This is a genomic window from Candidatus Blochmannia sayi (nom. nud.), from assembly GCF_059935855.1.
Map to the genome: position 1 here is coordinate 700,061 of NZ_CP011796.1, position 12,748 is coordinate 712,808.

Genomic DNA, 12,748 nt, shown 5'->3' on the forward strand with positions numbered 1-12,748 from the left:
TTATTTTATAACTTTAATCCAAACGATATTATATATACTAAAATACTATCTAAACCCCACAACAATAATGACATGACTATTGTGACTCCTATTACAATGACAGTAGTATTCAATCCTTCCCTATAAGTGGGCCATACTACTTTTTGTAACTCATCATATGAATCGTTTCCAAATGTAACTATGAGTTTTCCTAATTTAGTAGTCAAGATAATATATGCAGCAACAGCAATAACAATAAAAACTATAATACCTCTAACGAACATATGGTAATTACGATACAAATAATTTCCAACAATTGACGTTATTACTAGTCCGATAACACTAACCCATTTAATTATTTCAAATATATATAATTTTTTTTTATTTTTATTATCTGTACGCATGTACATTATCCTTTATTTTTATAAATACCGTACTATTATATTATAGTACACTATATTTATAACAATTATATAATATACAATTAAGATATAATTTTAGAAACTATGCCAGCGCCAATAGTACGACCTCCTTCTCTAATAGCAAATCTAAGACCATCATCCATAGCTATAGGAGATATCAAATTTACAACCATTTTAATATTATCCCCAGGCATTACCATCTCTACCCCTTCTGGCAATTCAATAGTACCAGTGACATCTGTAGTACGAAAATAAAATTGAGGTCTATAACCCTTAAAAAACGGCGTATGCCTACCTCCTTCATCTTTGTTAAGAATATATACTTCTGATTCAAAACAAGAATAAGGCTTAATATGTCCAGGTTTAGATAACACTTGACCTCGTTCCACTTCATCTCGTTTAGTGCCACGTAATAAAACCCCCACATTCTCTCCAGCACGTCCTTCGTCTAATAATTTTCTAAACATTTCTACTCCGGTACATGTGGTTTTTATTGTATCTTTTATACCGACAATTTCTATTTCTTCACCTGATTTTATAATACCACGTTCAATACGACCAGTAACAACCGTCCCTCTACCAGAAATAGAAAACACATCTTCAATAGGAAGTAAAAACGGCTGATCTATAGCACGTTTAGGTTCTGGAATATAACTATCTAATACATTCGATAATTCCAAAATTTTATTAGACCATGTTTCATCCCCTTCTAATGCTTTCGAAGCAGATCCTCTAATAATCGGTGTACTGTCTCCTGGAAAATCGTATTGAGATAATAATTCTCTCATTTCCATTTCAACCAATTCCAGTAATTCCTCATCATTAACTATATCGCATTTATTCATAAATACAACAATATACGGAACTCCAACTTGTCTGGCTAATAAAATATGTTCTCGTGTTTGCGGCATAGGACCATCAGTAGCAGCTACTACTAAAATAGCTCCATCCATTTGAGCAGCTCCGGTAATCATATTTTTTACATAATCAGCATGTCCTGGACAATCAACGTGCGCGTAATGTCTAGTTGCAGTATCATATTCGACATGAGAGGTATTTATAGTAATTCCTCGTGCTTTTTCTTCCGGAGCATTATCAATTTGATCAAAAGCACGGGCATAGCCACCATATTGTTTAGACAATACAGTAGTTATAGCAGCAGTTAAAGTAGTTTTTCCATGATCTACATGACCAATAGTGCCTACATTAATATGAGGCTTGATACGTTTAAATTTTTCTTTAGACACCTTTAGCTCCTTAGGTCTATTTTATAATCTTCTTTGAAAATTGTGAAACCTAAATATTATTTATTATTACTCAATCTGGCGAGAATGTATTATAACTTGCGCGATATTATTAGGGACTTCGTGATATTTTAAAAATTCCATAGAATAAGAGGCACGTCCTTGAGTTTGAGAGCGCAAACTAGTAGCATAACCAAACATTTCAGATAAGGGAACCTGAGCACAAATAATCTTTCCAACTATTGTAGAACCTTCTAAACCAGTAATTACACCTCGTCTACGATTTAAATCTGCTATCACGTCTCCCATGTAATCTTCAGGTGTTTCAATTTCTACATGCATGATAGGTTCTAACAACACAGGATTAGCTTTCATAAATCCTTCTTTAAACGCTATAGATCCCGCTATTTTAAATGCAATTTCTGAGGAATCAACTTCATGATAAGAACCATCAAAAATAGTCACACAAACATCTACGATTGGATATCCAGCAAGAATACCGTTACTTATTTGCTCTTGTACACCTTTGTCTACAGCAGGTATATATTCCTTAGGTACAACGCCACCCACAATTTTATTTAAAAACTTATAACCTTCTTCATTCGAATGCATAGGTTCAATCTGCAGCCAAACATGACCAAACTGACCTCGCCCTCCAGACTGACGAATGAATTTACCTTCTTGCTGAACACTAGATCGAATAGTCTCACGATAAGCAACTTGAGGCTTGCCTACATTAGCATCAACATTAAATTCCCTTTTCATACGTTCCACAAGAATTTCTAAATGTAATTCACCCATTCCAGCAATAATAGTTTGACCAGAGTCTTGATCTATCCAAACACGAAACGACGGATCCTCTTGAGCCAAACGATGTAATGCTATACTCATCTTTTCTTGATCTGATTTAGTTTTAGCTTCTACCATGACAGAAATTACTGGTTCTGGAAATTCCATGCGCTCTAAAATAATTGGTGCAGATAAATCACATAATGTATCTCCAGTAGACACATCCTTCAAACCAATAGCTGCAGCAATATCACCTGAGTGAACGACTTTAATTTCTTCTCGTTTATTTGCATGCATTTGTACGATACGACCAAATCGTTCTCGTTTTTCTTTAGTAGAATTTAAAACACTATCTCCGGAATGCACCACACCTGAATATACTCGAAAAAAAGTTAAGTTTCCTACAAATGGATCAGTAGCTACTTTAAATGCCAACGCGGAAAAAGGTTCGTTATCACTAGCATAACGTTTTATATGTGTGGATCCATCTCTTAATATGCCTGTAATAGATTTTATATCACTTGGAGAAGGTAAATATTCTATAACAGCATCTAACATAGCTTGTACTCCTTTATTTTTAAAAGCAGATCCACACGTTACTAATACAATTTCATTGTTCAACACTCTTCTACGTAATGCCCGTTTAATTTCTTGTTCTGTAATCTGATTGCTGTTAGATAAATATTTCTCCATTAATTCCTCAGAATCTTCAACAGCAGATTCAACTAAATGTTTATGCCATACACTAGACAATTCCGTCAAATCTTTAGGTATTTGACCATAATAAAAAGTCACACCTTGATCTGATTCATTCCAACGAATTGCTTTCATTTTTATTAGATCAATAATTCCAGTAAATTTATCTTCTGAACCTACAGCTAATTGAATAGGTACAGGGTTAGCAAATAATCTAGTTTTTAACTGTTCCACAACCCGTAAATAATCTGCACCCATTCTATCCATTTTATTCACAAATGCAATACGAGGTACTTTATATTTGTTTGCTTGACGCCAAACTGTTTCAGATTGAGGTTGGACTCCTCCTACAGCACAATAAATCATGACTACACCATCAAGTATGCGCATAGAACGTTCTACTTCAATGGTAAAATCTACATGCCCAGGAGTATCTATGATATTAATGCGATGTGAATCAAATTGATTGGCCATACCTGACCAAAAACATGTAGTAGCTGCAGAAGTAATTGTTATTCCTCGTTCCTGTTCTTGCTCCATCCAATCCATAGTGGCAGAACCAGTATGGACCTCTCCAATTTTATGGTTTACACCTGTATAAAATAAAATTCGTTCGGTGGTCGTAGTTTTTCCAGCGTCAATATGCGCACTTATACCAATATTACGATACCGCATAATTGGTGTTACACGACTAGCCATTACTATCCCCAATCAATGTGATGTTATTCTAATTTTTAAAATATTTATCAAACTTAATAAAACTCTGTTTCTAAATTACATTTTCATACACTTTTATACATGAATGGTTATAGGTTATATTTTTTGTTAAACAACCGCCACGCTCTTTTAATCCATCAAACAACATTAATATCAATATTAAAAAATCTTTACCAACGATAATGAGCAAAAGCTTTATTAGATTCTGCAATACGATGGATTTCCTCGCGTTTTTTTACAGCATGCCCCTTACCCTCTGTAGCATCAAACAATTCATTTGCTAAACGCAATTCCATAGATTTATCATTTCTTTTACGAGCAGCCTCAACAATCCAACGCATTGCTAAAGTATTTCGACGCACAAGACGTACTTCCATTGGAACCTGATAAGTAGAGCCTCCAACACGTCTAGATCTCACTTCCAAAAGTGGACGTACATTATTCAAAGCCATTTCAAATGCTTCTAAACAATTTTGATTGGATCGTTTCAACAAAATATCTAACGCAGAATATACTATTGTTTCTGCAATAGATTTTTTTCCATCAAACATCAATATATTAATAAATTTTGATAAAAGATCAGATCCGAACTTTGGATCTGGAAAAATATTGCGTTTTATAATGATACGATGACGCGGCATAAATTATAATTCCTATTTAACTAATCAAATTACTTATATCAAGATAAAATCAACACACCATTTTCACTATACGTAAATAATCAACTTAACTTCGTATTGCACTCAAAACTTATCTGAAACTAAAAACAAAAAATACAAGAACAACCATGCATGCTTACGTTTTTTAAGTATATGATACTATTATAATCATGATTTATTGTGTTTTGTACCATATTTTGAACGACCCTTCTTACGAGAATCAACCCCTGAACAATCAAGCGCTCCACGCACAACATGATACCGAACACCAGGTAAATCCTTGACACGACCTCCTCGAATGAGGACCGAAGCATGTTCTTGTAAATTATGACCCTCTCCTCCGATATATGACGTAACTTCTAACCCATTAGTTAAACGAACACGACATACCTTTCGTAATGCAGAATTTGGTTTTTTTGGAGTAATAGTATATACACGCATACATACTCCTCTTTTTTGAGGACAAGCTCCTAATGCTGGAACATTACTCTTAAAAATTTTTACAGAACGCGCATTACGAACAAGCTGATTTACTGTTGTCATTAATTAAATCTCCAATCCCCTTTTTATTGAAACTAAAATTTCATCAAAATACACCACTTCAAATCAATTTAAACATAAACAACAAAATGAAGCCCTGTTATTATTTATTTCATATAAAATTGATATTATTACGCAATACTAATTATTATTGATCATTATACTTAATACACAAAAAACTATGATAACATATTTATATTTTGTAATCTAATATTTTGTAAAATTAGAATCTAATTATTTTTTTTATTTTGAATAAATAAGAAAAAAATTTTTTAAATAAAACGAAATAAGATTTACTGCTCACACGATGCAACAAATATATATAACTTACATTATAATACTATGTTTAATTTTTAATACACTTAGAATAGTTACATGACCGATTATTACATTATTTTTACTATTTTCATTACACACACATAATAATCATTGTTTTAATCAAAAAATATTGTTTTTCATAAAACAAAATAACTATAATGTTTTTATGTAATCATCTAAATTCATCCAAACAATTTCATTGTAATATTTATTACAACACAGTAATACAATACATATTTTCAGGACACAATTACCTTAGTTAGTAAACAAACTAAATCTAGTATATAATACCAACAACATTCTGTAATAATATATAACAAAAAGCTAACAGATGATACCAGTTAAAGCAAGTGAAATAATAGAAATAAATAAAATAAATTTAACAAATAATGATCTCATGATTTTTACTTCTCCGTAAAAACTGGATTTTACTTTATATGATAAAAATTATTACATCGTATAATTACTGTTTTTGTATATATTATTTGCTAAAATTTACCTACATATTTCATATACAAATCAATATATTTTAAGTAATATCTATATGATAGATGTTATATAATCTCTAATTTTTTTAACTTAATAAAGTTTAATAAACTAAATATTAAAGATTTCTAAATCTTAATAATTACAATATAATAAATAAGATATAAATATTTACTTAAGTATCAAATTCTAAACATTTTAATAATTTGTTAATGAACATTCGTACAATAAATGTTAAAAATTATCGGTCCTGATTGATTCTTTTATATCAGAGATATAGAAATTATGTTTAGTTGATGTAACATCGTATTGATTTCATCGTATCTTATTCTACTAATAAACAAATACAATATTATATTATTGTATATTTATGTAAGTTAAATAAGATAGAGCTGATATAACTCAATTATTATTTTATAGGCAATACCAAACATAAATTTTTAAATATATTTAAAAATATCGATATAAAAACTGTATATAGATTTATATAAATAGACAAAATGCCTTACCTATATTGAAATGTAATATTATTTAATTAATTAAAAATTATTTACATATACTTTACTATAACAAGTAATAAATATAGGTAAATAATTTACTATAATAAACATGGTAAATTATTAAATAAATTAAGTCAACACATCTATATATAACAAAATAACCTTTATTGTTTATAATAAATTTTATTTTCTTTATAACAAAAATAAATAGATAAAATTATTTTACTTTTTGCATGTAATTTTTTAATAAACTCTAAAATTGCTCAAAAAAATAAAAAAATATCTATACTTCTAAAATTTAAAAACATCAAAACTATACAAACAACAAATATTACTATATATATCAAATTATTTGATTCACATAAATTTAATATTAATATTAATAACATTTAAATATCTAAAAATAAAATTGATTAACCTTTTTATATATAAGAAAAAACAAATGTTCTTTGCATATTACTATTGCTAATATCTAATATACAAAATTACAATTTTGTATACTTTGTAAAAAAAATATAAAATCATTATTTTTCAGTTTTAAATTATTGCTATTAATTTTTTTAATTTTAAATCAATAACTCATAAAATTAGCTAATATTTGATACCCTTGCTCACTCAGAATACTTTCAGGATGAAATTGCACACCTTCTACAGCTAACTCACGATGACGAATACCCATAACTTCACTCTGCTTATTAAAAGAACACGCACTCCAAGCAGTTATTTCTAAACATGCTGGAACAGTATTCATATCTACCACTAAAGAATGATATCGCACTGCATTTAAAGGTTGTATTATTCCAGTAAATACTCCATTTCCATTGTGATGAATTAAAGAAGATTTTCCATGCATTATCTCTTGGGCCTGCATTAATTTAGCCCCGAAAAATTGTGCTATAGCTTGATGTCCAAGACACACTCCAAGAATAGGCATTTTTTCATGAAAATAATCAATGACATTCAAAGAAATACCTGCATTATTTGGAGTTCCAGGTCCAGGGGAAATCACTAAACGATTAGGAGATAAATGTTCAATATCTATGATACTCAATTCATCATGTCTTTTAACTTCCACTATACCACCCATTTTTCGAAAATATTGATATAGATTCCAGGTAAAAGAATCGTAGTTATCAATAATAAGAACTTTGTTCATTGTATTTTCTATAATCATAATTAACTATACAATAAACATTACATATATACTTTTAAAAAACATAAATAATATAAATATATAATAATCTTTATCACATAAAAAACAAAACATTAAACATGCAATTAAGCATATATGCTATATATAATTGATTTTTTGTAAGATCTAATACTAAAAAATGGAGAAATCGATTTATTTTTATATTCTATCAAAATTTTAGTATAACAAAACATATTTCTGATACAAGAATATCTATGCTCATTATTTATATGATAATTTTGATAAAATAATATATAGTCTATATATGATTAAGTAATCCCATTACTTTATGCACTTTGTTTAAAGTCACATTAGCCTTCTTTTGTGCTTGATTTGCTCCAACACGCAATATGTGACGTAATTTATTTTCGTTAATACGCTCCTCATAATAACGATTTTGTAATTTTATCAACATTGATGATATTGATCGGATAATATCAGTTTTAAACTGAGCATATGTTTTTCCTTCAAAAATTTCTTCTAAATATGTGATAGGTTGTTCGCGTATTCCAGAAAGAATTTCTAATAAATTAGAAACCCCAGGTTTATTAATAGGATCGTATTTAATCACCGGCGGTTGATCCGTATCAGTAACAGCACGATTAATCTTTTTTGCTACTACATTAACATCATCTAAAAGAGTAATAACATTATTAGGATTAGGGTCTGACTTAGACATTTTTTTATTTGGTTCCAACAAAGACATAATACGAGAACCATATTTAGGAATAAATATTTCTGGAACAACAAAAATTGATCCATATATATAATTAAAACGATTAGCTATATTTCGTGTTAATTCCAAATGTTGTTTTTGATCTGAACCTATTGGCACTAAATTAGTTTGATATAATAAAATATCTGATGCCATCAGCACTGGATAATTAAATAACCCAATACTGATATTTTTTTTTTGTTGAGTTGATTTTTCTTTGAATTGAGTCATACGATTTAATTCTCCAAAATATGTATGACAATTTAATAACCAATTTAATTGACTATGTTCTGCAACATGAGACTGAACAAATATTATACTATTATTTGGATCAATTCCACATGCTAAATATAAAGCTAATGTATCTAACGATATTTTATGTAATTGATTTAAATCGTTACAATTTGTCATCGAATGTAAATCCGCAATACAATATATACATTGATAATCATATTGCATTTCGACCCATTGACGTATAGCTCCCATATAATTACCAATGGTAATTTTACCTGATGGCTGAGCTCCACTAAATACCACCGGTTTATTATTAATATAATTTTCCATTTTTTAAGATAAAATAATAAAGAAATACCACATTAAAAACTAATATAATCAAAACTATACTAAATACATATCCGCCATCAATCCATAATACATGAAAAATAAGCTTTGTTTGATAAAATACGAAAATTAATCTGACTTCATATATATATAAATCATCATTATGCCTAAATAAATAATATACATTCTTCTAAATAAACCGATTATATTATGCTACCATACTTGTTTTTAAGTTTTTGTTCATAAAAAAAATACTACCATTCTTCATTGTTTATTCGATAAAACAGATCGAAAATCATGCATAACATCATAATAATTTTTAGAACTAAAAATAGCTGATCCTATAATAAATGTATTGGCACCTGCTTTAAAAATTGAACGTATATTTTCTATATTCACCCCCCCGTCCACTGCTAGATCAATATTACAATTAGCGTTATCTATTAATTCGCGTGTTTGACGTATTTTATTTAAAATAATAGGGATAAACGCCTGTCCACTAAAACCAGGATTCACCGACATTAACACAATAAGGTCTATTTTATGCATTACATATTCTAAGTAAGTAAGAGCAGTACTAGGATTGAATACTAATCCTGCCTTACATCCATGTTCTTTAATTAACTGTAATGAACGATCAATATGTTCTGTCGCTTCTGGATGAAAACTAATATAAGTTGCTCCAACAGCCGCAAAATCTGATATTAATCGATCTATCGGTTTTGCCATCAAATGAACATCAATAGGAATATTGATGCCATCACCATAACGACACAATGATCTTAATATCATGGATCCCATGCTTAAATTAGGAACATAATGATTATCCATAACATCAAAATGCAATAGATCTGCACCAGCCGATATCACATCAGCAACTTCTTCTCCCAATTTAGCAAAATTAGCCGATAAAATAGATGGAGCTATTAAAAAACGTTTCATCACAAATTTCCAATTGAAAATCGTAACTTTATAAAATATTAATCCATTTAAATAAAATTTTGTATATTTTAATTTTAAATTAATTAATCAAGTAATAATTCAATTTTATTACAATTATATTGTTAACTTGTATATAAAAAAATAAAATACATACATAACCACATATTATACACAACAATAATTTATACTATATTTATATATTTTTTAAATTACATAAATTAACTACGTAATGATATGTACTATCATGACTTATCTCGTACAACATGAGATAAAATGAATAGAAATTATAATGAATACACATAATTAAGTATATATATCAATAATTAAGTCTTCTTGTTAAAAGATAATATAATACATGAACTTTACTGTGTAAAATACAAATTTTATATATATACGAAGACTATGAATATAATGATAATGATTTATTTACAACTATCTTCAATAGATGCAAATATCAATTCATGATTTATATTAAAAAAAGTTTTTACACAACCTATAGCAGTAGGTAAAACAAGATTAATTCTGCCTAACATTGATTTCTTATCACGTATCATATATTTCAGATAATTTTTTGGTATCATTCCTTCCGGACCATGTACGGGCAAACCAGCACGCATTAATAACAATTTTACACGGTTAGCATCACTATAATTCAATATATTTAAACGCAATGCAGTATTCACTGCCATCATAATACCCGCAGCTATAGATTCACCATGAGACCATTGTGTATAATTTAAATATGATTCTATGGCATGACCATAAGTATGCCCAAGATTCAACGAACTTCTAATATCTTTTTGATCACGCTCATCAATTGTAACTATAGATGCTTTTAACTCACAACAACGTCGAATACAATACGTTAAAGTCGATGGATGAAAAATTAATAAATCATTTAAATGATCTTCTAACCAATTAAAAAAATCAGCATCAAGTGCAATAGCGTACTTAATTACTTCAGCTAATCCAGAAGAAAATTCTCTAGCAGTTAACGTATGCAAAACATCTAAATTGATAACAACAGCAACAGGCTGATGAAAAGCTCCTATCATATTTTTACCAAGTATATGATTAATGCCGGTTTTACCTCCTATAGATGCATCTACCTGAGCAAGCAACGTTGTTGGAACTTGAATGAAACGTATTCCACGTTGATACGTAGCCGCTGCAAATCCAGTTATATCCCCAATTACACCTCCACCAAGAGCAATAAGTACTGTATTACGATCATAATTTTGTGCCAATAATTTAGTAAATATTGTATTTAACGTAATTAAAGATTTATTTTGTTCACCATCTGGTAAAATTAATTGATCAACCATAATATCTGATCTAATGAATAAGCTATGCAATTTATCTAAATAAATAGGGGCCACTTTATCATTAGTGATACACACTACTTGATCTCCAGCATTTAATGGCCAAAAAGATGGAAAATCATCAAACAATCCACTAGAAATAACGACTGGATAGCTTTTTTGTGTAGGTAATTTTATATTAATTTTTTCCATAAGAAAGTTAGTAAACATTTAATTTAGAGACAAATAGATATATAATTAAGAACCTCGCATAATATTCTGATTACGAAGCATAATAATTTTACTAACTACAACTCTAACATTCTGTTCATCAGTAGAAATTTTTATATCTGCAATTTCTTCATACAACGGATTGCGTTCTTTAGCTAAAATTTCTAGTAACTCACGAACATTTCCTGATGTAACTGATGATTTTAATAATGGACGTCTTTTATCATGTTGCGTACGAATTAATTGTTTTTCAACAGTTGTTTCTAAATATATCACTAATCCACGGTGAGAAAGATTATTGCGTGTCATTTCAGATTTTACAGAACCACCTCCCGTAGCTAAAACAATTCCTTGTTTTTTTGTCAATTCATTAATAATTTTTTCTTCACGATCACGAAATCTAGATTCACCTTCCACATCGAAGACCCAACTAATATTTGCTCCAGTATTAATCTCTATTTCCTGATCAGAATCAAAAAATTCCATATTTAACTGATTTGCTAACTGACGACCAATGGTGCTTTTCCCAGCACCCATAGGTCCAACCAAAAAAATGTTATGTTTTTTTAACATATTATCACTATATGCAAATAAAATTTATTCATCCTATATATTTTATATCATGTTATATACAAACTAACTAATTTCATGAGTAAGTAGTATAAAACATCAATTATTATATTATTACTTTTTATAAAATATTCGTTATTCTTCAGATTATATAAAATAATAAATTAAAATATATATCTAATCACACTCATATAGATACAAATATTATTCATTGTTACTATATGATAGTACGATGCTTATTATTATAATACAAATCTTTGTTGAGATACAACATAGAAATTTGTTTCTTATTACAATTACAGCAAAAATAAAAATTAATATTCAAATAAATATACATGACTCTAGTAAATATAAAAATATTAATTTATCATGATAAATAACTACTACATAGGTAGTATATTAAAACCACATACAATATATTTTATATGAAATAATTAATTATTAAAAATAGAATTATGAATACTAAATTTTTTTAATAATATTATCTATAACTTAAATTTACAGAAACTATTGAAAATATATTTTTATACAAAAAATTTCAAATATTAATACCAATTTGTAATTGTTCTATTCATATCATTTAAAATGAAATTTTTATTCATTAAATTTATCAACACAATAAAAACATTACACATTATATGTCAATATTTATTTAATATATTTACGAATCAAATATAACAAACTCACCACTCTTTACCTCAATCATAATAATATTCTAAATTAGTCTATCAAAATATTAAACAATAATTAAAATTCATTACCATGATAGCGTTAATTTTTTTTAAAAAAATAAAATAGATACGGTCAATTTTATTGACAACCAAAAAACTATTACTTACAATTAAGTTTAAAATTTAAAATATCATTAATATTTTATTCAGTATAT

Annotated in this window: 10 protein-coding genes; all 10 read right to left on the reverse strand. The window is 28.2% G+C overall.

The window, feature by feature from the left end; genetic code table 11:
* Positions 1 to 5: 5 nt before the first annotated feature.
* The 10 genes from secE to aroK all read right to left on the reverse strand — a co-directional run bounded on the left by secE (position 6) and on the right by aroK (position 11,865).
* Entirely contained in the window at positions 6 to 383 is a 378-nt protein-coding gene (gene secE / locus Bsayi582_RS02900; protein WP_500815714.1) for a preprotein translocase subunit SecE, read from the reverse strand.
* An 80-nt stretch (positions 384 to 463) separates the two neighbouring features.
* Positions 464 to 1,648 carry an elongation factor Tu gene (tuf, locus tag Bsayi582_RS02905; protein ID WP_500815715.1) on the reverse strand — a complete coding sequence of 395 codons (1,185 nt, stop codon included), beginning with the start codon at positions 1,646 to 1,648 and terminating at the stop codon, positions 464 to 466.
* Between the two features lie 66 nt (positions 1,649 to 1,714).
* Positions 1,715 to 3,829 (reverse strand): elongation factor G, encoded by a 2,115-nt coding sequence (gene fusA / locus Bsayi582_RS02910; protein ID WP_500815716.1) that lies wholly within the window; start codon positions 3,827 to 3,829, stop codon positions 1,715 to 1,717.
* Between the two features lie 188 nt (positions 3,830 to 4,017).
* The gene (gene rpsG, locus Bsayi582_RS02915) at positions 4,018 to 4,488 is read right to left on the reverse strand and encodes a 30S ribosomal protein S7 (protein WP_500815717.1); all 471 of its coding nucleotides are present in this window, start codon (positions 4,486 to 4,488) and stop codon (positions 4,018 to 4,020) included.
* A 186-nt stretch (positions 4,489 to 4,674) separates the two neighbouring features.
* Positions 4,675 to 5,049, reverse strand: a complete 375-nt coding sequence (gene rpsL, locus Bsayi582_RS02920; RefSeq protein WP_500815718.1) for a 30S ribosomal protein S12 — start codon at positions 5,047 to 5,049, stop codon at positions 4,675 to 4,677.
* A 1,872-nt stretch (positions 5,050 to 6,921) separates the two neighbouring features.
* Positions 6,922 to 7,506: an anthranilate synthase component II gene (locus Bsayi582_RS02925; RefSeq protein WP_500815719.1), complete on the reverse strand. Its 585-nt coding sequence runs from the start codon at positions 7,504 to 7,506 to the stop codon at positions 6,922 to 6,924.
* Positions 7,507 to 7,801: 295 nt separating this feature from the next.
* Positions 7,802 to 8,821: a tryptophan--tRNA ligase gene (gene trpS / locus Bsayi582_RS02930; protein ID WP_500815720.1), complete on the reverse strand. Its 1,020-nt coding sequence runs from the start codon at positions 8,819 to 8,821 to the stop codon at positions 7,802 to 7,804.
* Between the two features lie 261 nt (positions 8,822 to 9,082).
* Positions 9,083 to 9,760, reverse strand: coding sequence for a ribulose-phosphate 3-epimerase (gene rpe / locus Bsayi582_RS02935; protein ID WP_500815721.1), 678 nt, complete (start codon positions 9,758 to 9,760; stop codon positions 9,083 to 9,085).
* 422 nt (positions 9,761 to 10,182) lie between these two features.
* Positions 10,183 to 11,274: a 3-dehydroquinate synthase gene (aroB, locus tag Bsayi582_RS02940; RefSeq protein WP_500815722.1), complete on the reverse strand. Its 1,092-nt coding sequence runs from the start codon at positions 11,272 to 11,274 to the stop codon at positions 10,183 to 10,185.
* Between the two features lie 45 nt (positions 11,275 to 11,319).
* Positions 11,320 to 11,865: a shikimate kinase AroK gene (gene aroK / locus Bsayi582_RS02945; RefSeq protein ID WP_500815723.1), complete on the reverse strand. Its 546-nt coding sequence runs from the start codon at positions 11,863 to 11,865 to the stop codon at positions 11,320 to 11,322.
* Positions 11,866 to 12,748: the final 883 nt, after the last annotated feature.